Source organism: Globicatella sulfidifaciens DSM 15739 (assembly GCF_900167405.1).
GTDB classification, from domain to species: domain Bacteria; phylum Bacillota; class Bacilli; order Lactobacillales; family Aerococcaceae; genus Globicatella; species Globicatella sulfidifaciens.
On record NZ_FUWO01000006.1, the window covers coordinates 94,220 to 117,297 of the forward strand.

A 23,078-nucleotide genomic window follows, 5' to 3' on the forward strand; every position below is an offset into this window, starting at 1 on the left:
ATGTGAAACCATCAATAGTAAACAGAATAAAATCAAACTGGACGCTGAAACGTCTAGGTAAAGTGGCAATGACAGTGGCTTTCACACTTGTGATTGCCATTTTTCTTTTAGCCATGCTGGGAACGGTGGTTCAAGCTGCGGGCTTGGTAGATGATACGGTCAATGTGGCAAATGAATACAGCCGATACCCACTTGAAAACTATCAACTGGATTTTTATGTGGATAATAGCTGGGGCTGGCTTCCGTGGAACTGGTCGGACGGGATTGGAAAACAGGTCATGTATGGACTATATGCCATTACCAATTTTATTTGGACAATCAGTTTGTATGTTTCCAATGCGACAGGTTACTTAGTACAGGAAGCCTATTCCTTAGACTTCATTTCCGCTACAGCAGATTCCATTGGTAAGAATATGCAGACCTTAGCTGGTGTGAGTGCAAACGGATTTTCAACAGAGGGTTTCTATGTTGGATTCCTCTTACTCTTGATTTTGGTTCTTGGGGTTTATGTTGCCTATACGGGACTGATAAAGAGAGAAACCACAAAGGCAATTCATGCCATTATGAATTTTGTGCTGGTGTTTATCCTATCGGCTTCCTTTATTGCCTACGCTCCCGACTACATTAAAAAAATCAATGACTTTTCATCAGACATCAGTAATGCCAGTTTATCACTTGGCACGAAGATTGTCATGCCCCATTCCGATAGTCAAGGCAAGGACAGCGTGGACTTAATCAGAGATAGCCTGTTTTCCATACAGGTTCAGCAACCGTGGCTACTGCTTCAATACAACAGTTCAGACATTGAAAGTATCGGTATTGACCGTGTGGAAAGCCTGCTCTCCACCAGCCCAGATTCCAACAATGGCGAAGACAGAGAAAAAATTGTTGCGGAAGAAATTGAAGACAGAAGCAATACCAATCTAACCATTACAAAGACCATTAACCGTTTAGGTACAGTCTTCTTCCTATTTGTCTTCAATATTGGGATTTCCATATTTGTATTCCTATTAACAGGAATCATGATTTTCTCGCAGGTACTTTTTATCATCTATGCTATGTTTCTGCCTGTGAGCTTTATTTTAAGCATGATTCCATCATTTGATGGTATGTCAAAACGAGCCATAACAAAGCTCTTTAATACCATTTTGACACGAGCTGGAATCACATTGATTATTACGACAGCATTTAGTATTTCAACCATGCTCTATACCTTATCGGCTGGTTATCCGTTCTTTTTGATTGCTTTTCTACAGATTGTGACCTTTGCAGGAATCTACTTCAAGCTGGGCGATTTAATGAGTATGTTTTCTCTACAGAGTAACGATTCTCAAAGTGTGGGAAGTCGTGTGATGAGAAAACCTCGTATGCTTATGCACGCTCACATGCACCGTCTACAGCGGAAACTTGGACGTTCCATGACTACTCTAGGGGCTGGGTCTGCCATTGTTACAGGTAAAAAAGGACAGTCGGGTTCGGGGAGTTCTGCAAGGACACAAGCAGATCACTCCCGACCAGACGGAAAGGAAAAATCAACACTTGGAAAACGTATCGGTCAAACCATCGGTACAGTAGCTGATACCAAAGACAGAATGGTAGACACTGCTAGTGGTTTGAAAGAACAGGTTAAAGATTTGCCGACCAATGCAAGATATGCAGTATATCAAGGAAAATCCAAAGTAAAAGAGAATGTCCGTGATTTAACCAGTAGTATTTCTCAAACCAAAGCGGACAGAGCCAGTGGACGCAAGGAACAGCAGGAACAAAGGCGAAAAACCATTGCGAAGCGTCGCTCTGAAATGGAACAGGTCAAACAGAAAAAACAGCCTGCTTCTTCTGTTCATGAAAGACCGACTACAAGACAAGAACAATATCATGATGAACAGACCTCAAAACAGTCTAATATTCAGACTTCATATAAGGAATCTCAACAAGCCAAACAAGAGCGTCCAGCAGTTAAGTCCGATTTTTCAAGTCCAAAAGTGGAACGCCAAGGCAATACCGTTCAAGAAAAAACCGTTCAAAAGCCAGCAACTTCAACCACTACAGCAGATAGAACTTCACAACGTCCAATCACAAAAGAACGTCCGTCTACTGTTCAAAGAGTACCACTACAAAATACAAGAAGTAGACCACCAATCAAAACCGCCACCATTAAGAAAGTCGGTAAGAAACCATGAAGTTGAAAACTTTAGTGATTGGTGGTTCTGGATTATTCTTGATGGTCTTCTCACTGCTTCTGTTTGTTGCCATTTTATTTTCAGATGAACAGGACAGCGGAATTTCCAATATTCATTATGGAGGTGTGAATGTTTCCGCAGAAGTGCTGGCTCATAAGCCTATGGTAGAAAAATATGCCAAAGAATATGGCGTTGAAGAATATGTCAACATACTTCTTGCGATTATACAGGTGGAATCGGGCGGTACTGCGGAAGATGTTATGCAGTCCTCGGAATCCCTCGGTCTTCCACCTAATTCATTGAGTACAGAAGAATCCATTAAGCAAGGTGTGAAGTATTTCAGTGAATTATTAGCCAGTAGCGAAAGGCTCAGTGTAGATTTAGAATCGGTTATCCAGTCCTACAATTATGGTGGTGGTTTCTTAGGGTATGTGGCTAATCGTGGAAATAAATATACCTTTGAACTGGCTCAAAGTTTCTCAAAAGAGTATTCAGGTGGCGAAAAAGTGTCTTACCCCAATCCCATAGCCATACCTATCAATGGGGGCTGGCGATACAACTATGGCAATATGTTTTATGTGCAACTGGTAACGCAGTATCTTGTCACAACAGAGTTTGATGATGATACGGTACAAGCCATCATGGACGAAGCACTGAAATATGAGGGCTGGCGATACGTTTACGGTGGAGCTTCCCCGACTACTTCTTTTGATTGTAGCGGACTGACACAATGGACGTATGGAAAAGCTGGAATTAACTTACCACGAACCGCACAACAGCAATATGATGTGACCCAGCATATCCCACTATCGGAAGCACAAGCTGGCGATTTGGTTTTCTTTCATTCTACCTATAACGCTGGCTCTTATATTACTCATGTTGGGATATACCTTGGCAATAACCGTATGTTTCATGCAGGCGACCCAATCGGTTATGCCGACTTAACAAGCCCCTACTGGCAACAGCATTTAGTGGGAGCAGGACGAATCAAACAATGAGAAAGGAAGATTTAATGATGAAATTTAGAAAAAATCAGAATAAAGAAAAACAGATACCAAAGGAAAAGAAACCTCGTGTCTATAAGGTCAATCCTCATAAAAAGGTTGTGATTGCCTTGTGGGTACTTTTAGGGCTTAGTTTCAGCTTTGCGATATTCAAGCACTTTACAGCTATAGATACTCATACTATTCACGAAACAACTATCATAGAAAAGGAATACGTTGATACTCATCATGTAGAAAATTTTGTAGAGAACTTTGCGAAAGTCTACTATTCATGGGAGCAATCCGATAAGTCCATTGATAATCGAATGGAAAGTCTAAAAGGCTATCTGACAGATGAACTTCAAGCTCTCAATGTTGATACAGTACGCAAAGATATTCCTGTATCGTCTTCTGTAAGAGGATTTCAGATATGGACGGTAGAGCCAACTGGCGACAATGAGTTTAATGTAACCTACAGTGTAGACCAGCTCATTACAGAGGGAGAAAATACAAAGACCGTCCACTCTGCTTATATAGTGAGTGTCTATGTAGATGGTTCTGGAAATATGGTACTGGTTAAGAATCCGACCATTACCAACATACCTAAGAAATCAAGTTATAAACCAAAAGCCATTGAAAGTGAGGGGACGGTTGATTCCATTACAACCAATGAAATCAATGAGTTTTTAACGACGTTCTTCAAGCTCTATCCTACAGCGACAGCCAGTGAACTTTCCTACTATGTGAATGACGGGATATTAAAACCAATCGGAAAAGAGTACATCTTTCAAGAACTGGTAAATCCTATTCACAATCGTAAGGATAATCAAGTCACGGTATCGCTGACAGTGGAGTATATCGACCAGCAGACCAAAGCAACGCAGGTATCTCAATTTGATTTGGTACTTGAAAAGAACGGGAGTAATTGGAAGATTATAGAATAACAAATATTGGTACATTATTACAGCTATTTTGTAATCACGTACTCTCTTTGATAAAAAATTGGAGATTCCTTTACAAATATGCTCTTACGTGCTATTATTTAAGTATCTATTTAAAAGGAGTTAATAAATATGCGGCAAGGTATTCTTAAATAAACTGTCAATTTGATAGTGGGAACAAATAATTGGATGTCCTTTTTTAGGAGGGCTTAGTTTTTTGTACCCAGTTTAAGAATACCTTTATCATGTGATTCTAAAGTATCCGGAGAATATCTGTATGCTTTGTATGCCTATGGTTATGCATAAAAATCCCAGTGATAAGAGTATTTATCACTGGGATTTTTATGCCCTTTTGGGCTTTTGAATGGAGGAAAATCACATGAAAATTATTAATATTGGAGTTTTAGCTCATGTTGATGCAGGAAAAACTACCTTAACAGAAAGCTTATTATATAACAGTGGAGCGATTACAGAATTAGGAAGCGTGGACAAAGGTACAACGAGTACGGATAATACGCTTTTAGAACGTCAGAGAGGAATTACAATTCAGACAGGAATAACCTCTTTTCAGTGGGAAAATACGAAGGTGAACATCATAGACACGCCAGGACATATGGATTTCTTAGCAGAAGTATATCGTTCATTATCAGTTTTAGATGGGGCAATTCTACTGATTTCTGCAAAAGATGGCGTACAAGCACAAACTCGTATATTATTTCATGCACTTAGGAAAATGGGGATTCCCACAATCTTTTTTATCAATAAGATTGACCAAAATGGAATTGATTTATCAACGGTTTATCAGGATATTAAAGAGAAACTTTCTGCCGAAATTGTAATCAAACAGAAGGTAGAACTGTATCCTAATATGTGTGTGACGAACTTTACCGAATCTGAACAATGGGATACGGTAATAGAGGGAAACGATGACCTTTTAGAGAAATATATGTCCGGTAAATCATTAGAAGCATTGGAACTCGAACAAGAGGAAAGCATAAGATTTCAGAATTGTTCCCTGTTCCCTGTTTATCACGGAAGTGCAAAAAACAATATAGGGATTGATAACCTTATAGAAGTGATTACGAATAAATTTTATTCATCAACACATCGAGGTCCGTCTGAACTTTGCGGAAATGTTTTCAAAATTGAATATACAAAAAAAAGACAACGTCTTGCATATATACGTCTTTATAGTGGCGTACTGCATTTGCGAGATTCGGTTAGAATATCGGAAAAGGAAAAAATAAAAATTACAGAAATGTATACTTCAATAAATGGTGAATTATGTAAAATCGATAAGGCTTATTCCGGAGAAATTGTTATTTTGCAAAATGAGTTTTTGAAGTTAAATAGTGTTCTTGGAGATACAAAACTATTGCCACAGAGAAAAAAGATTGAAAATCCGCACCCTCTACTACAAACAACTGTTGAACCGAGTAAACCTGAACAGAGAGAAATGTTGCTTGATGCCCTTTTGGAAATCTCAGATAGTGATCCGCTTCTACGATATTACGTGGATTCTACGACACATGAAATTATACTTTCTTTCTTAGGGAAAGTACAAATGGAAGTGATTAGTGCACTGTTGCAAGAAAAGTATCATGTGGAGATAGAACTAAAAGAGCCTACAGTCATTTATATGGAGAGACCGTTAAAAAATGCAGAATATACCATTCACATCGAAGTGCCGCCAAATCCTTTCTGGGCTTCCATTGGTTTATCTGTATCACCGCTTCCGTTGGGAAGTGGAATGCAGTATGAGAGCTCGGTTTCTCTTGGATACTTAAATCAATCATTTCAAAATGCAGTTATGGAAGGGATACGCTATGGTTGCGAACAAGGATTATATGGTTGGAATGTGACGGATTGTAAAATCTGTTTTAAGTACGGTTTATACTATAGCCCTGTTAGTACTCCAGCAGATTTTCGGATGCTTGCTCCTATTGTATTGGAACAAGTCTTAAAAAAAGCTGGAACAGAATTGTTAGAGCCATATCTTAGTTTTAAAATTTATGCGCCACAGGAATATCTTTCACGAGCATACAACGATGCTCCTAAATATTGTGCGAACATCGTAGACACTCAATTGAAAAATAATGAGGTCATTCTTAGTGGAGAAATCCCTGCTCGGTGTATTCAAGAATATCGTAGTGATTTAACTTTCTTTACAAATGGACGTAGTGTTTGTTTAACAGAGTTAAAAGGGTACCATGTTACTACCGGTGAACCTGTTTGCCAGCCCCGTCGTCCAAATAGTCGGATAGATAAAGTACGATATATGTTCAATAAAATAACTTAGTGTATTTTATGTTGTTATATAAATATGGTTTCTTGTTAAATAAGATGAAATATTTTTTAATAAAGATTTGAATTAAAGTGTAAAGGAGGAGATAGTTATTATAAACTACAAGTGGATATTGTGTCCTGTATGTGGAAATAAAACACGATTAAAGATAAGGGAAGATACTGAATTAAAAAAATTCCCCCTCTATTGTCCGAAATGCAGACAAGAAAATTTAATTGAAATAAAGCAGTTCAAAGTAACTGTGATTACAGAGCCAGACGCAAAGACGCAGAGCCGATAAAATGAGATTAATACAATCTCATTTTATCGGCTCTTTCCGTTATGTATGGATTCTTTTAATTAGTCTTCGATGTTTCTTGCTTCGTTGATACCGCTGGCTAAAGATTCCATTAAGGATAGTTCTTTGTCTGTAAAGCTATCCTATTTGGGAACGTTATACCCTAACCATTGAAGAAGCGTCAAAATACTTTCGTATTGGCGAAAACAAGCTACGACGCTTGGCAGAGGAAAATAAAAATGCAAATTGGCTGATTATGAATGGCAATCGTATTCAGATTAAACGAAAACAATTTGAAAAAATTATAGATACATTGGACGCAATCTAGCGTCGCCAAAGGGTCTTGTATATGATAAAATAGTATTAAGTCGTATCAAGGCTCTTTCCATAAAGGAAAGGAGCAAATGCCATGTCAGAAAAAAGACGTGACAATAAAGGTCGAATCTTAAAGACTGGAGAGAGCCAACGAAAAGACGGAAGATACTTATACAAATATATAGATTCATTTGGAGAACCGCAATTTGTTTACTCGTGGAAACTTGTGGCTACAGACCGAGTACCAGCAGGAAAGCGTGATTGTATCTCACTTAGAGAGAAAATCGCAGAGTTACAGAAAGACATTCATGATGGTATTGATGTTGTAGGAAAGAAAATGACACTCTGCCAGCTTTACGCAAAACAGAACGCTCAAAGACCAAAGGTTAGAAAAAACACTGAAACTGGACGCAAATATCTTATGGATATTTTGAAGAAAGACAAGTTAGGTGTAAGAAGTATTGACAGTATTAAGCCATCAGACGCTAAAGAATGGGCTATTAGAATGAGTGAAAATGGTTATGCTTATCAAACCATCAATAACTACAAACGTTCTTTAAAGGCTTCATTCTATATTGCTATACAAGATGATTGTGTTCGGAAGAATCCATTTGACTTTCAACTGAAAGCAGTTCTTGATGATGATACTGTCCCTAAGACCGTACTAACAGAAGAACAGGAAGAAAAACTGTTAGCCTTTGCAAAAGCTGATAAAACCTACAGCAAAAATTATGATGAAATTCTGATACTCTTAAAAACAGGTCTTCGTATTTCAGAGTTTGGTGGTTTGACACTTCCAGATTTAGATTTTGAGAATCGTCTTGTCAATATAGACCATCAGCTATTGAGAGATACTGAAATTGGGTACTACATTGAAACACCAAAGACCAAAAGTGGCGAACGTCAAGTTCCTATGGTTGAAGAAGCCTATCAAGCATTTAAGCGAGTGTTAGCGAATCGAAAGAATGATAAGCGTGTTGAGATTGATGGATATAGTGATTTCCTCTTTCTTAATAGAAAGAACTATCCAAAAGTGGCAAGTGATTACAACGGCATGATGAAAGGTCTTGTTAAGAAATACAATAAGTATAACGAGGATAAATTGCCACACATCACTCCACATAGTTTGCGACATACATTCTGTACCAACTATGCAAATGCAGGAATGAATCCAAAGGCATTACAGTACATTATGGGACATGCTAATATAGCCATGACGCTGAACTATTACGCACATGCAACATTCGATTCTGCAATGGCAGAAATGAAACGCTTGAATAAAGAGAAGCAACAGGAGCGTCTTGTTGCTTAGTAGTACAAATGAATTTACTACTTATTTACCACTTCTGACAGCTAAGACATGAGGAAATATGCAAAGAAACGTGAAGTATCTTCCTACAGTAAAAATACTCGAAAGCACATAGAATAAGGCTTTACGAGCATTTAAGAAAATATAAAAAGATAATTAGAAATTTATACTTTGTTTATAATAAAAAGAAAGAATTAGTTACAGATTGCGGCACAAGATATGGATTATAATAATAGGCTTCGCAAATACAATCCATTATTCATGGATGAATATACTAGTGAAGAATATAATGTTCCAAATATGATAAGAATTGTTGATGACGCAGTAAGAAAAGGAATCGATGTATGTGAAGGTTCAATAGGCTGGACAAGTAAGGAAAAAGGCGTTGAAATATTTCATATATATGATGAAGCATTAAAATTAAGTAAAATTAACTTTGTACCAGCACTTATTGTGGATGATATTTACTTAGTAGACCCACTTGATAGAACTACTTTTATCAGTATCGAAAGTTACTATAGCAATATCCAGCAGTCAAAAATTGCAGAATTACAGAATATTGCATTTTGCCTGGGTGCAAAGCATTATAGGGTAGAAATGGTAGAATTTTCAGCTGAGGAATATTCCGGCAAACATAAATTTAATAGTCAGTTAAACGTAACTAATTCTGATGTAGATGTTTCATTAAGTTCAAGTAAATCAGTTGTGCAAAAATCATTAGCAGTAGGGAATTTTTCGAATTCTAATGAACCTATAAGACCGTCACTAAAGTGGTTTTCGACAGATAATAATATAAAAAATTTAATTGAAATGCGATGCTCAGAAACTAATAAACATAATATTTTAGATATTACGATTGAGTTAAGCAATTCGAGTAGTGCAAATATTTCTAAAAGTATGGCAGCAAACATAAAAGCAGTAGCAGGTGGATTTGGAATAAAATCAAACTTCGAAGAAAATAGTGATAAAGACTATAATAGTAAATTATTATACTATTTAGAATTTTGATGATTATTTTATAAAAAACCAATGAAATCCGTTAGCTAATCAGAGTGATGTTACCCCATCTTCATATCAAGTACATAGAATTCGACGAGCAGAAAGAATGTAGACTTGAGGAGATGGTTGGGAATAATTTGACAGAAAATCAGCCCATAATTATATATTGTTTTTTAAAAATTTAGTAACGCAAAGCTAAACAGTCAATTTAATTGGAAGATCATGAACAAAAATTTGTATAAATAAAAATTTTGGTGGGTGAAATAATAAGTATGAATAGAGCGCTTGGAAGATTAGAAGAAGTGAAAATAAGAGAATTATGGATACATGAGCAATATGATTTTTCGAATTGGGTAGCTAAAGAAGAGAATATTGAGTTATTGAATGATTAACATTAACCGATCTTGAAAAGGAAGTTTATGTTGGTTCGTACCGTTGTGATTTAGTGGCTATGGATGAGACGACGGGAATGAAAGTTATTATTGAAAATCAGCAATACCGTGCTAGCTAGCTTGCAGCAAGAGCGTATGACCAAAGAACTAGTGATAAAGACCATGCAGTCAGAGAAACAACGTTGGCACATCCCAGAAGGAACAATCTTTCATGCGGATCGTGGCAGTCAATATACATCAAAAGAAGTACAACAATGTGCCGCACAATACGGCTGGCAACAGAGCTTCTCCCGAGTGGGTAAGCCAGGAGATAATGCTTGGAGCGAGAGCTTCTTCTCTGTTTTGAAAAAGGAAATCATACATTGGCAATTCTACCCAAGCAGAGAACTTGCGAGACAGAAAGTATTTGAATACATAGAAGTCTATTACAATCGACAGCGAAAGCAGAAGCGTTTGGGGTATCTCAGTCCAATTGAGTTCCTCAATAAATGGTCAGCCAAGCAATTGGCATGTGCAACTTAGCAAGTGGTCCGATAAAGTGTTGACCTATCCTTATTTTTTTAGTAGAATATTTATGTAATTCTTGTTATATTTCAAAGACATAAATTGTGTTGCTAAACGTTTATAAGATGGAAGGTGACAATACCAGATTCACAATTTTTTGAAATATAAAAAATAAAAGAAGACAAGGAGAAGAAAGTTGAAAAAAATATTTAATTTTGAATTTTGGCAAAAATTCGGGAAAGCCCTAATGGGCGTTATTGCTGTTATGCCAGCTGCAGGTTTAATGATTAGTATTGGTGGATCACTTCCTCTAATTAATCCAGATATGCAAGCTTTGATTTCGATTGGTAGTGTAATTGAGAATATTGGTTGGGCAATTATTGGAAATTTACATATCTTATTTGCATTAGCAATCGGTGGAAGTTGGGCAAAAGATAGAGCTGGGGGTGCCTTCGCTGCCGGGATCAGTTTTATTCTAATTAACCGAATTACAGGAGCGATTTTTGGCGTAACCAGTGAAATGTTAGCTGACCCAAATGCGGTTACACAAACATTATTTGGAGCAGAAATACCAATTGATGGTTATTTTGTTAGTGTTTTAGAGGCACCAGCTTTAAATATGGGGGTTTTCGTCGGTATTATTGCAGGATTTATGGGAGCGAATGCTTACAATAAATATTATAATTTTAGAAAACTACCCGATGCCTTATCCTTCTTTAACGGAAAACGATTTGTGCCGTTTGTTGTTATCTTATGGTCTTTAATTGCTTCAATTGTATTAGCTATTGTTTGGCCATTTATTCAAAGTGGTATTAATAGTTTCGGTGTATGGATTGCTGAATCACAAGAATCAGCTCCAGTCTTAGCTCCATTCTTATTTGGTACATTAGAGCGTTTATTATTACCATTTGGTTTACACCACATGTTAACTATTCCAATTAACTACACACCTCTTGGAGGAACCTATGAAGTATTAACTGGTGCACAACAGGGTTCTATGGTATACGGTCAAGACCCTCTATGGTTAGCATGGGTAAGAGATTTAATTAACTTAGACGCTGCTGGTGATACTGCTACGTACCAAACGTTATTAAATAACGTAGTTCCTGCTCGTTTTAAAGTCGGACAAATGATTGGATCATCAGGTATCTTAATGGGTCTATCTTATGCCATGTATAAAAATGTCGATAAAGACAAACGAAAAACACATAAATCAATGTATGTATCAGCTGCTTTAGCTGTATTTTTAACAGGTGTTACAGAACCGCTTGAGTTTATGTTTATGTTCGCAGCTATGCCTTTGTATATCGTTTATGCGGTAATCCAAGGAGCAGCATTTGCGATGGCTGATATCGTAAACTTACGTGTTCACTCGTTTGGTAACATTGAATTGCTTACACGTACGCCATTAGCGATTCGTGCGGGACTAGGTATGGATTTAATTAACTTTGTTTGGGTAACCCTTCTATTCGGAATATTGACTTACTTTATTGCAAACTTCTTAATTAAGAAATTCAATTATGCAACAAAAGGACGTAATGGAAATTACGAAGGTGGAGAAGTAGCATCTGAAAATGGAGTGCCTGTAGATGCTACACAACAAGTGTATGATATTATTCACTTATTAGGTGGTAAAGAAAACATTACAGATGTAGATGCTTGTATGACTCGCTTACGTGTTTCTGTTAAGGATATTGATTCTGTTGGAGACGAAAACGCTTGGAAAAAAGCAGGCGCAATGGGGCTTGTGAAGAAAGATAAAGGAGTTCAAGCAGTTTATGGACCGAAAGCAGATGTTTTAAAATCTGATATTATGGATGTATTGAGCTCTAATGCAGCTATTCCAGAACCTAAACTTGATGAAACACCTGAAATGGATGAAAAGAAAGTAGTGGCTACAGATTCAAAAGGACTCGCAACAGTAATTTTCCCTGTAGCAAAAGGTGAAGTGCTTCCGATTACTGAAGTAAATGATGAAGTATTTTCTCATAAAATGATGGGTGATGGTTATGCAGTAACCCCTTCAACAAATACAGTAGTCTCTCCAGTAGATGGTACAATTCAAAGCGTCTTCCCAACCAAACATGCAATTGGTATTAAAACAGCAAGTGGAATTGAAGTACTTATTCATTTAGGAATAGATACAGTTGAATTAGAAGGTGAAGGTTTTGAAATCTTTGTTGAAGCAGGCCAAGAAGTAATTGCTGGAGATAAAATAGCTGAAATGGACTTGGATTCGATTAAAAAAGCAGGAAAAGAAACCACTATCATGGTTGTTTTTACGAACTTGACAGAAAATCAAGACTTTGAGTTAATTCAAACGCATGATATCTCCGAAGATACAGAGATTGGTCGAGTGAAATAAAGAAACATTGGTTAGAATGGAGAAATAAATTGAACGTTTTAACATTGAATACTCATTCTTGGATGGAAGAGGATCCAGAATTAAAATTAAGACAAATCGTTGATTATATTGCCAAAGAAGATTTTCAAATTATCGCTCTTCAGGAAATTAATCAAACGATGGAAGCGAAAGAAATTGTGGACGATTTATTTATCCAAGCTTCTGGAGAAATGTATCCTGTTGCTATAAAGGAAGATAACTTTGCATATCTCATCGTTCAGTTGCTAAAAGAGCGTGGACTTCATTACTATTGGAGTTGGACAGCCAATCATATTGGCTATGATGTGTACGATGAAGGTGTGGCTATTTTATCCAAAACACCTTTCAGTCCAGAAAGTTTCTTAGTATCTGAAATATCGGATTATGCGAATCACTACACCAGAAGAGTTCTAAAAGGTAATGTAAGCCTTGAAGGTAAAGAATGGGTAGTCTTTTCATGCCACTACTCTTGGTGGTTAGATCCATCAGGTAATCATTTATTCAAGTATGAATGGGATAATACCCTTCCTCATATTGAAAAAGAGAGTCAGAAGACTCATCTTTTTATGGGTGATTTCAACAATGAGGCAGAGCTTAGAGACGAGGGCTATGACTATATAAAAACTACGGCTCCTCAACTAAAAGATGCCTATGTTCAGGCAGAAGAAAAGATTGGATCTGCAACCGTTTTGAGTGATATTGACGGATGGGAAGGCCATACAGATGAAAAAAGAATCGATTATATCTTTACGGATTACCCGGGAGAAGTTAAAAAATACCGAGTTGTTTTTGATGGCAAAAAAGAACCCATCGTGAGCGATCACTTTGGAGTAGCAGTCGAATTTAATTAAATATAATGAAGAAACCCGCCAGCAGATTTCTGCTAGCGGGTTTTTGAGTATCTATTAACTTCACTAATTATTAAATATCTAGCCAGGCACCTATAAAGAAAGTAAGGATAAGTGGGATTGGTATTAAAATTGAGTTATTAATCCTGGATAATTCATACTTCTAGTTTATTAGTTATTTTATGTTTTTCTGCAGTAATTTAAACGTGATTCTAAATATTTGCAGTTTTCCTTAAATGTTTAAGTACTTATCAGATGAAATCTACTTTATTAGTATCAACTATTTGTTTTTAGGCACACGAATCTCTGGGCAACAATCACTTTTTTAAAATCGGAATTTTACTAAATATAATATCGAATCCGCTGGATTCGCTGAAACACGTCGTAAAATTCTGTTTGGTAGACGTGTGAACTAGAGTGTTTCAAATACATTTTTCTAGCTGTACTTACTAGTTTCCCGGCAACTTTGAATAGACGTAGGCGAATAGTGTCAATTTGAAGAGTTTTCCAACTATTTTCAAAACAGATCGTACGTATAAAGTTGATGACATTATAAGCTAAAACACTAATCAACATGCGGGCATGGTTTTCAATAAATCGAGGGCTATCTGTTTTGTCAAAATAAAAGCCGTTTTTAGCTTCTTTAATATAATTTTCCATAGTTCCACGCTTATTATAAGTTTCAAAACTCTTTTAGGAGAAATGTTCTTAGAGAAACTCGTAATAATAAAGACATGGCTGAATAGTAACTCACCGGCTTCTCGAGTTGAACGAATACATACTCGACGGGGCCTAGTCCATGAAGCAGCATGATATGGAATAGAGTGATAATAGATTTCTTTTTCATCCCAAGGGTTCTGTTGCAAAGTTTTCCAAAAAATCTATTTTAGTGTAAAATTGAGAAAAAAGACAGAGAGGACAGAGTAATGAATCATTTTAAAGGCAAACAATTCAAAAAAGACGTCATTATTGTCGCTGTTGGTTACTACCTGCGTTACAATCTAAGCTATCGTGAAGTTCAGGAATTGTTATATGATCGTGGAATAAATGTTTGTCATACTGCGATTTATCGTTGGGTGCAAGAGTACAGCAAAGTCCTCTATTATCTTTGGAAGAAGAAAAATAGACAATCTTTCTATTCATGGAAAATGGACGAAACCTATATCAAAATTAAGGGACGTTGGCATTATCTTTATCGTGCAATTGATGCGGACGGCTTAACCTTAGATATCTGGTTACGAAAGAAACGGGATACGCAAGCAGCCTATGCTTTCTTAAAACGACTCCATAAACAGTTTGGTGAGCCGAAAGCAATTGTGACCGATAAAGCACCTTCTCTTGGCTCCGCCTTTAGAAAGTTACAGAGTGTGGGTTTATATACTAAGACAGAGCACCGAACTGTGAAGTATCTTAACAATTTAATAGAACAAGACCATCGACCTATTAAACGACGAAATAAATTTTATCAAAGTCTCCGTACAGCCTTTTCCACGATTAAGGGCATGGAGACCATTCGAGGAATATATAAAAAGAACCGAAGAAATGGAACGCTCTTCGGCTTTTCGGTGTCTACTGAAATCAAGGTATTAATGGGAATAACAGCCTAAGATATTTGAAGTTCAGAGAGGGCGCGTTTGATTTTCAAACTTCGCAACAGAACCAAAAAAGTCATTGAAAGTAATGGCGAAGATTTAGGTAACTAATTGAATATTATTTGCTAGAATAAGTCTGTTGAATTCAACAGACTTTTTTTATTTATTTTATTTTTCTATTGTCTATACATAGATAAAACCTAATAAATTGTGAATTAAATTTTGAAATGTTAAACTATAATTAAATTATATAATACCATTTTTAGGGGGGAAGTCATGTTTAAGAGAATGAGCTGGATTACCGTATTCATATTTGTATTGTTAATATCTCCAATAAATATTAAGGCATTTGAAATAGAATCCGTAGAAGAAGATCTATTTAAAGTATTAGTTAAAATCTTTGAACCTGAGGATATTTATTCTGAAGATTATTCAGGAGAAGAAGAAGTTATGACTGAATCCGCTTGGATAAATCGTGCTTATGAAGAACTACGGTCTGAAATAAACTATATTAGTGAGTATAATTTTGATCCTCCTTTAGTTAAGAATGAGTATTATGACGCATCTGATCTTGACGAAGGAAGGTTTATTATCTTTGATCGTGATAATCAAGCTTGGACCTTCGAATCTACCGATAATAATCAAGGTCAAGCACTTAAAATTACCTTCAGAAATTCTAGATTACCCTTAGGTTCTAATGATGAATTTGATTTGTTAGGTAGAGTCGTTAAGACCTTAGATAACTCTCTTACGGCGGATGAAATATACCAGGGTTATAAAGAGAATTTTCAATCCGATGCTCCTTATCAAATCGGAGAAGTTAAAGTCACTCGTGACACGAGTACTATATCCGTAGAAAGAGATTTGAGTGATGAAATTGATGACGAAATCTATCCAAACTACGCTTGGAGTCTACCAGAAGAACAAGAAAATGACTTATTAATTAGTACTGATATTATCAATCAGTATAATGAGGAGCAAGCAAATCTGGCCATTGAATACCATAATCAGGCAAATCAATTAATCATTAATGAATTGCATGGTAATTGGGATGTTGATTATGATCATAATATGATAGATTATGAAATTGAAGATATCCCCAATATATTTAGTGAAGATTATCCGGAGATAGAAAATCCACTTGTTAATCGCGAATATCTCAATCGTATCCTTTTAGAATTATTTAAGGTCAATAAGTATCTCCAAGATGCAAAGGGGCTATATAGCTATGGTAATGATTCCAATACCGCTTATTTTTATCCTGGACGAGATTTTGAACTCTATATGTACTCAGGTATTTATGATGATCGTCATTTAATCGAGTTGAGGTTGGCCAACAATAAGTTAAACTTTTATGATGAAATTCTCAAGCAAGGTTATAAGTATGATGATTTATTTAATTATTTTTCAATTTTTACTAAAACATTAGATAGTAGTTTGAGTCAAGAGGAAATCAAGTCAGCTTTTGATCAATGGATAGAAACGGATGAAGATTTTCAATTAGGAGATATTACTCTATTAAAAGAAGGTCTCAAAAAGGGTGTCCTATATTTAAGGCGTGATTTGACTGATGAAATAGCAGCGGGTGAAGCTCCTAACTACACAGAGTCATTAGCAAACCTTAAGCTAGAGCCTTTAATAAATGATGAAACAAATTTAATTGGGGAAGTTGAAAATGATATATCAATCATGTCTGAAGAACCGATTTTAGACGAAGATTTTGTCACACCATTAATCTATAGTGATTATTATTCAAGAGTGATGGATAATTTTTCTAATAGCTATAGTGTAGATTTTGATTTTCGGAATTATCAGGGTGAAATTGTTGAAATTAATGTAGAAAATGGCTTTTATATTTTTGAAACAGGAAGTAGAGGAAGTTCAATCCTAATTCAAGTACCAGAGGATTTAATAAAAGAGGAAGTTGAAATAGGGGATAAATTGACAGGATTGATTCGTAATAATGGGATTCGGTTGGATAAATTTAGAATTAATTTGTTACCTTCATATACCCTTGAATCCTTTGAATCCTTTGAAATTATTAAGGAAGAGGAGGAATAGATATGAAAAAATGGTATTACATATTACTGGGAGTGGTATTGATTGCTTTAGTAGGTTCCTGGATTCATTCCTTTTGGCCCACCGTTCCTGTCGCTACCCGCTATGAAGCCTTAAATGAAGTAGCTCTTGAACAAGCAGAAAAATATGAAGGAATTAATCAAAGCCAAGCGGGGAGTGTTCCTGAGTATGAGAGGCTACAGAGTATCAGCCACACCATCTTCCTTAATACAATTATGACCATTGACAACAATGAGGATATTAACAATGTGACTGGTAAACTGAATTTCTTAACTAAAGAATTTATCAGTCCTAATGAAACCATTGCTTATGAAATCAAGGATAATGAAGTGGTAGCTAAAGATCAAGATTCAGATATACTGGATGGAGTATTAAATGTCGCTTATGCCAATGCTAAAGAGAATCAAGCCGAAATACGCAACAATAATTTCTCCATCCTCTTATCATCTTTGAGAGTCTTTGTTTTATTGATTATTGGGATTCTTGTCTTTAAATTTGCTGAAGAAATATCAAGATTTTCAGTGAGATTGACGATTAAAGATGCAGAACCGAGTGAATTTTATATTTTTACCACAAAAGTAGGCGGAATATTCTTAATATTAGTTAGTCTCTATTTTGCCTCAATGTATATGTCAATGTTCTAGTGTTCTGCAAGCCTCCTTTTAGGAGGCTTTTTTTGATGAAATATATGAAAAATCTTTCATATTTAAAATCAATCTAAGTGCATTATTATAGGAGTCTTAAAAAATAGGTATTAAATTATGATATAAAATTTAGTTATATTTACGTAAAATTTACATGATATTTACTGAATTTAAACAATCTACCGTTATACTATTTTTGTAACAAAATATATTTTAAAAGGAGAATTGGATAAGCCGCCAGGGACTATTGAGTGGGAGTAGGGCCCAGCTATCTTCAAGACGAAGTCGAAGAAAGAGCTGTTGGGACTACCCCGGCAAGGTTATCCCGCGAATAAGGAACTAATGTGACGAAATGAGTGGTTGATAACGACTGCCAGAATCCTAGAGGTCAGTATTAAGTAAATTAAAGTGCGGAGGCGGAAGTTAAATTATTTCTACGTCCGTCCAACGATTGCCGAGCCGTAAGGCGAAAGCAGAGTTGTCGACGACCTATATTCAAACCCGACGAGGTTTTGTTGGCAACAATTTTGGAGAACACATAAACCTAGTTTTAAGGTTATAAACCAATTCATCTGTTTTGTAGGTGACAATTTTGGAGACCACATAAACAAACCTCAAATGGTATCAGCTAATTACACCATAAAGGTGCGCTGATACTCGGCTCAAAAGAGCCGAAATAGTCGTCTGCAAGACCCCTCGACGATCTCACATTTTGATTGCTTAGTAAAGTATAGTGGGTTATACTTTACAAGGAAGTAGTCATCGAATTCCAGTTAGAACTTACTTTGTACTACGTTTTGAGGAGGAGTAAAATGCTTTCCTACGTTCGACATTATCCATTAGCGATAGCTAAGTTAATGTGTCTGTGCTCTTCTAAAATCTGCTGATTTATTACTGCTAATACAGGAGGTTTTTTATGGGACAGACAATCATATCTGCTATTGGTGTTTATATTTCCACCAGTATCGATTATTTAATTATTTTAATTATTTTATTTGCACAGCTATCACAGAATAAACAGAAATGGCATATTTATGCGGGGCAATATCTAGGCACTGGCTTACTTGTAGGGGCGAGTTTAGTTGCTGCTTATGTCGTCAATTTCGTGCCTGAAGCATGGATGGTTGGATTACTTGGTTTAATCCCTATCTATTTAGGGATTCGCTTTGCAATTGTTGGAGAAGGTGAGGAAGAAGAAGAGGAAGAAATTATTGAAAGATTAGAACAAAGCAAGGCAAATCAACTGTTTTGGACAGTTACATTGCTGACAATTGCGTCTGGCGGAGATAATTTAGGTATCTATATACCTTATTTTGCTTCGTTAGATTGGTCACAGACCCTCGTGGCGTTGCTTGTGTTTGCAATCGGCATAATTATCTTTTGCGAGCTTAGTCGGGTGCTATCCTCTATTCCGTTAATATCCGAGACAATTGAAAAATACGAGCGAATCATTGTGCCTTTAGTATTCATTCCACTTGGACTATACATCATGTATGAAAGTGGCACGATAGAGGCTTTTCTGAACTTTATTTTATAGATAGAGGGTGGGCAAAAATTCCAGTCCATAAAAAGACAAGGTTATTATCGTAATCGTGATAATGACCTTGTTTTGTCGTTTTAGTAAACTCGAAAGCGTTCGCATGATGTAATATAAATAATTATAAATACATTAAGTCTAGTGGTAATAAGTCAAGAGAAAATCAAATGATTTTCGCTTCGTCTGTTCAACCCCCACAGTTGGGAGTAGACCAGAAGTAGAAAACTGAATAATTTTCGCTTTGTCTGTCCACCCCCGCACAGTTGGGAGTAGACCAGAAGTAGAAAACTGAATAATTTTTGCTTCGTCGGCCTACCCCCTCATAGTTGGGAGTAGACCAGAAGTAGAAAATCAAATGATTTTCGCTTCGTCTGTTCACCCCCGCACAGTTGAGTAGGCCTCAAACAAGTCATTAAGACGCAGTTTGAGACCACTCAACCACTGCGCTTTAAATTAAATAGATATGACTGAACAGAATTTAAAAAGTTTTTGCCCAGCCTCTTTTAATTTAAGCCAATATATTTAAAAGTATATAACTCAGTTTATTATGCTTTCTTCACAAACTCAGATTTTAACTTCATTTGTCCAAAGCCATCTATTGTACAATCAATGTCATGACCATCTGCAGGATTATCAATCAAACGAATGTTTTTAACTTTTGTTCCTTGTTTGATTGCCTGCTTAAAACCTTTTACTTTCAAATCTTTGATAACAATAACATCATCACCTTCAACTAATGGATTGCCATTTGAATCTTTAATTGAAAATTCTTCATTTTCTTCTGATGATTCAACTTGGCTCCATTCATGTCCACATTCTGGACAGACATACATCAACTGATCTTCGTAAGTATAGGTTGACTGACACTGCGGGCAATTTGGTAATTGTTCCATTGCTAAACCTCCAATCTGTTTTCTCTATATTACCACAAAATATGATATAAATGTGGTGTAAATAATATTATAGTTCTAAAAGTTATGTTTATAAGGTTCTAACACTGTATGAATAATCGTGCTATTAAATAATTATTTAATTTAAATAGCCAAAATGGCGCTGTTTTTATTGATACTTGTCGAAACTATCTTTTCAAATATTTGGCAAGAGACAACTCTCATTACTACTAGGTTTAAAGAATAGAGTTTTAATGAGTTTAATCTTTCGAAGTTATTGAACGTGAGTTTGTAAATCGTCTTACTACCTTTCAATCAAAAAATAAATTATACTAGAAAATAATAAGTAATATTTGTCAGTTGGTATTTTGGTAGCTTTTATCTCATTTATTAATCGCAAAATATCAAGTGTTTTTTTTAGTGGATTAAATTAATTTTCAAATACGAGAGTTACATTATTTTTTCAATTATAAATAGTAAGATGGAGGGGCTGTATGGATTTATTTAAAGGAAAAAGATTTTGGCCAACATTAACAAAAGAAACATCATTTTCAAAACAAGAAGGTACACATGAAGTTGATGTTTTAGTAATTGGTGGCGGCATGAGTGGTCTATTGTCGGCCTATAGTTTAGCTAGAGCAGGAAAAAAAGTATTTTTAGTTGATAAGGATACAATAGCAAATGGCTCAAGTTCACTAAATACTGGATTGATTCAATACATGAGTGATGTTGTAATGGTGGGTATTGATGAAGTTAAGAATAAAAAGGTATCAAATGATTTTTATTTAAGATCGCAAAAAGCGTTAGATTACATTGAAGAAATTGTTAATGAGTTAAACGACCCCACAATTTCATTTAGAAGAAACGATAGTCTATATGTTTCAAATAATGAAGAGGAAATTTTGAAAATAAAAAGAGAAGTTGCTAGACAAAATGAATTAAATTTTGAAACAGAGTTTTTAGATCAACAGAGATTAAAAAAAGAATATGGTATCGATGCTCTAGGAGGATTGCTTACAAAAAATGACGTGGAGCTGAATCCGATGGCCTTTGTTTCTGCAATGGCGACCAGAGCAACAGAAAATTTTGGTTTGCTTATATCGGAACAAACTCAAGTGAACGAGCATAATTTTTCATTTGATGAAAATAAATTGGTAGTGGATGATTTAAGTGTTCAGTATGATAAATTGGTGATTGCGACAGGCTATGACGTGTTCCCAAGTTTTTCAAAATATTTACCGAAAATTGATTTAGTGACCTCATTTGTTGTTGTAACAGAACCGATTAGCAATCAAAAGATTACTGATACGATGTTTTGGGAAAGTTCAAGTAGCTACCTTTACTTTAGAAAAAGTCCTGATAACCGTTTAATTATCGGTGGGGAGGATGAAGAAAATATAACTTTATCTGAGAATAAAGCTAAGATAATTTCTGAAAAATTAATTAAACAGGTTCAATCTTATCAAACTAATTCGATTAAATTAAAATCTGAATACTTTTATGAAGCTATCTTTGGTGAGTCTTCGGATGGATTACCATATATAGGACCACATCCAGAAAACCATGATATTTTTATTATACATGGAGTGGGTGGTAATGGGACAGTCTATTCCGCAATGGGAGCAATCGAGATTGTGGATTTTTCAAAAGGAAAGTTCGATGAAAAGATGAGTTATTTATGGCCGAGCCAAACCAATAATTAATGGACAAAACAAGATAGAAAGAATTGGCTTTCGGCTTCGTGTCAAAATTTGGAAGTTTTATTATTTTTATAATTTTTTAATTAGCAAAAAACATTGAGTAGTACTTTATTATCAAATCAACCATCGAACCTCAAACCAAAAACCAGACTCAATTTTGCTGAGTCTGGTTTCTTTAAGTCCTATTATCGTTGATCAATTTCCATTTTGTTTTCAGTGGTAGTAAAAATACTAATCACAATGGATAAAATAATGGCAGTGAACAGACCTTCAATCTGAACATCACTAACGAAATTATCCGCTAATAAAACCATTGCACCGTTTACAACTAAGTTAAACAGTCCTAAACTAATAATTGTCAATAAACATCCGACTGTCTTAAGAATTTTTCCAACAATCCCATTGGTAATACCAAGAATAATAGCAAATATTAAAGCTCCCATAAAACTGTTAACAGTTACTCCAGGAAGAATATAACTCATCACGATGGTTACGACGGTGGTAATTAATAAATTTTTCATAAATTCTCCTCCTTAGGTATAACATCATTATACCATGTTTTTATAAAATACTCTAATTAGTCACCAGGCATGATAGTGTCAAATTATTGTTGGTTTTCCTCTACCATACTTTTTCATGTTTCTCTGAACCCAGTTTCATGGATTCCATATTTTAACCGATATCCTTGATAGCCAGCCTCTAGCGGCATGGGAGAATCTGGAAGTCTTTAGGGAGAGGCATCTTCTTTAGCCAATCCAGTCTCGCTAGACGCTAGTACCACGCCGCTGCTCGCTATCAAGCATTCACTTCATCGCCTTTAGCTATCATTATGAATACTGGCTTTAATCTACTAGATTTCAATAACCAGCGATTGTCCCAAAAGCCTGGCGAGTCCGTGTGTTATTGGAATAGTGTAAGATAGCGACTTTACCGCTCCAATCATACTGACGGGCGTATTTCCGTCCCACACGGCCATCTAATTTCTCTACTCTTCTTTCTCTTTCTTTTGCTTTGGTTTGATTGATTACCCAAGTTTTTAAATCGCCACCATTTAAGTCATAAGCACGTGCTTTAGCGATGTTTTCTGCTCCTGTTGTACTCCATCCTAGCGGTCGCGAACTTAAACGATCACTTAACCAATGGCTGACGTGACCTTCGGCACTACAACCGATATATTGAGGGTCCCTTTGTCTTTGGATA

19 protein-coding genes and 3 pseudogenes are annotated in these 23,078 nt (G+C 35.8%); 17 read left to right on the forward strand and 5 right to left on the reverse strand.

What is annotated here, in order from left to right; all coding sequences use genetic code 11:
- The first annotated feature begins 2 nt into the window (after positions 1-2).
- The 6 genes and pseudogenes from B5D12_RS04740 to B5D12_RS04765 all read left to right on the forward strand — a co-directional run bounded on the left by B5D12_RS04740 (position 3) and on the right by B5D12_RS04765 (position 6,689).
- Positions 3-2,180 carry a CD3337/EF1877 family mobilome membrane protein gene (locus B5D12_RS04740; protein WP_000804748.1) on the forward strand — a complete coding sequence of 726 codons (2,178 nt, stop codon included), beginning with the start codon at positions 3-5 and terminating at the stop codon, positions 2,178-2,180.
- Complete coding sequence (locus B5D12_RS04745; RefSeq protein ID WP_000769868.1) at positions 2,177-3,178, forward strand: bifunctional lytic transglycosylase/C40 family peptidase; 1,002 nt, start codon at positions 2,177-2,179, stop codon at positions 3,176-3,178. Before B5D12_RS04740 ends, B5D12_RS04745 begins: the two co-directional genes overlap by 4 nt.
- Complete coding sequence (locus B5D12_RS04750) at positions 3,175-4,107, forward strand: conjugal transfer protein (RefSeq protein ID WP_001224318.1); 933 nt, start codon at positions 3,175-3,177, stop codon at positions 4,105-4,107. Before B5D12_RS04745 ends, B5D12_RS04750 begins: the two co-directional genes overlap by 4 nt.
- Before the next feature lie 313 nt (positions 4,108-4,420).
- Positions 4,421-4,468, forward strand: a pseudogene (locus B5D12_RS10635) (hypothetical protein); the annotation flags it as partial.
- A 15-nt stretch (positions 4,469-4,483) separates the two neighbouring features.
- Positions 4,484-6,403 carry a tetracycline resistance ribosomal protection protein Tet(M) gene (tet(M), locus tag B5D12_RS04760; RefSeq protein ID WP_078755722.1) on the forward strand — a complete coding sequence of 640 codons (1,920 nt, stop codon included), beginning with the start codon at positions 4,484-4,486 and terminating at the stop codon, positions 6,401-6,403.
- Positions 6,404-6,503: 100 nt separating this feature from the next.
- Entirely contained in the window at positions 6,504-6,689 is a 186-nt protein-coding gene (locus B5D12_RS04765; protein ID WP_011058338.1) for a cysteine-rich KTR domain-containing protein, read from the forward strand.
- A 59-nt stretch (positions 6,690-6,748) separates the two neighbouring features.
- Here the strand turns inward: B5D12_RS04765 and B5D12_RS10040 are convergent.
- A pseudogene (locus B5D12_RS10040) lies at positions 6,749-6,829 on the reverse strand (XRE family transcriptional regulator); the annotation flags it as partial.
- A 2-nt stretch (positions 6,830-6,831) separates the two neighbouring features.
- Between B5D12_RS10040 and B5D12_RS04770 the strand changes: the two are divergent.
- The 6 genes from B5D12_RS04770 (at position 6,832) to B5D12_RS04795 (ending at position 13,439) form a co-directional block, all read left to right on the forward strand.
- Entirely contained in the window at positions 6,832-7,014 is a 183-nt protein-coding gene (locus B5D12_RS04770; protein ID WP_078755723.1) for an excisionase, read from the forward strand.
- 81 nt (positions 7,015-7,095) lie between these two features.
- The gene (locus B5D12_RS04775) at positions 7,096-8,313 is read left to right on the forward strand and encodes a tyrosine-type recombinase/integrase (protein ID WP_001291561.1); all 1,218 of its coding nucleotides are present in this window, start codon (positions 7,096-7,098) and stop codon (positions 8,311-8,313) included.
- A gap of 216 nt (positions 8,314-8,529) precedes the next feature.
- Entirely contained in the window at positions 8,530-9,318 is a 789-nt protein-coding gene (locus tag B5D12_RS04780) for a hypothetical protein (protein WP_143412039.1), read from the forward strand.
- Positions 9,319-9,791: 473 nt separating this feature from the next.
- Entirely contained in the window at positions 9,792-10,223 is a 432-nt protein-coding gene (locus tag B5D12_RS04785; protein ID WP_078755725.1) for an IS3 family transposase, read from the forward strand.
- A 178-nt stretch (positions 10,224-10,401) separates the two neighbouring features.
- Complete coding sequence (locus tag B5D12_RS04790) at positions 10,402-12,570, forward strand: PTS transporter subunit IIBC (protein ID WP_078755726.1); 2,169 nt, start codon at positions 10,402-10,404, stop codon at positions 12,568-12,570.
- Between the two features lie 29 nt (positions 12,571-12,599).
- On the forward strand, positions 12,600-13,439 hold the full coding sequence (locus B5D12_RS04795; RefSeq protein ID WP_078755727.1) for an endonuclease/exonuclease/phosphatase family protein: 840 nt from the start codon (positions 12,600-12,602) through the stop codon (positions 13,437-13,439).
- A gap of 339 nt (positions 13,440-13,778) precedes the next feature.
- Here B5D12_RS04795 and B5D12_RS10410 read toward each other — a convergent pair.
- Positions 13,779-14,287, reverse strand: a pseudogene (locus B5D12_RS10410) (transposase); the annotation flags it as partial.
- 75 nt (positions 14,288-14,362) lie between these two features.
- Here B5D12_RS10410 and B5D12_RS04805 point away from each other — a divergent pair.
- From B5D12_RS04805 to B5D12_RS04820, 4 genes are all read left to right on the forward strand, one after another.
- Entirely contained in the window at positions 14,363-15,043 is a 681-nt protein-coding gene (locus B5D12_RS04805; protein ID WP_078755729.1) for an IS6-like element ISS1N family transposase, read from the forward strand.
- A gap of 261 nt (positions 15,044-15,304) precedes the next feature.
- Positions 15,305-17,089, forward strand: coding sequence for a hypothetical protein (locus B5D12_RS04810; protein ID WP_078755730.1), 1,785 nt, complete (start codon positions 15,305-15,307; stop codon positions 17,087-17,089).
- Positions 17,090-17,091: 2 nt separating this feature from the next.
- Positions 17,092-17,751, forward strand: coding sequence for a DUF6199 family natural product biosynthesis protein (locus tag B5D12_RS04815; RefSeq protein ID WP_078755731.1), 660 nt, complete (start codon positions 17,092-17,094; stop codon positions 17,749-17,751).
- A gap of 916 nt (positions 17,752-18,667) precedes the next feature.
- Complete coding sequence (locus tag B5D12_RS04820; RefSeq protein WP_078755732.1) at positions 18,668-19,288, forward strand: CadD family cadmium resistance transporter; 621 nt, start codon at positions 18,668-18,670, stop codon at positions 19,286-19,288.
- Positions 19,289-19,833: 545 nt separating this feature from the next.
- Here the strand turns inward: B5D12_RS04820 and B5D12_RS04825 are convergent.
- Entirely contained in the window at positions 19,834-20,181 is a 348-nt protein-coding gene (locus tag B5D12_RS04825) for a zinc ribbon domain-containing protein YjdM (RefSeq protein WP_078755733.1), read from the reverse strand.
- A gap of 491 nt (positions 20,182-20,672) precedes the next feature.
- On the opposite strand from B5D12_RS04825, the gene B5D12_RS04830 reads away from it, so the two are divergent.
- Positions 20,673-21,881 carry an NAD(P)/FAD-dependent oxidoreductase gene (locus B5D12_RS04830; protein ID WP_078755734.1) on the forward strand — a complete coding sequence of 403 codons (1,209 nt, stop codon included), beginning with the start codon at positions 20,673-20,675 and terminating at the stop codon, positions 21,879-21,881.
- A gap of 182 nt (positions 21,882-22,063) precedes the next feature.
- Here B5D12_RS04830 and B5D12_RS04835 read toward each other — a convergent pair whose 3' ends face one another.
- Positions 22,064-22,399, reverse strand: coding sequence for a phage holin family protein (locus B5D12_RS04835; RefSeq protein WP_078755735.1), 336 nt, complete (start codon positions 22,397-22,399; stop codon positions 22,064-22,066).
- A gap of 336 nt (positions 22,400-22,735) precedes the next feature.
- A partial coding sequence (locus tag B5D12_RS04840; protein WP_200802998.1) for a UPF0236 family transposase-like protein occupies positions 22,736-23,078 on the reverse strand: 343 nt, incomplete at its 5' end.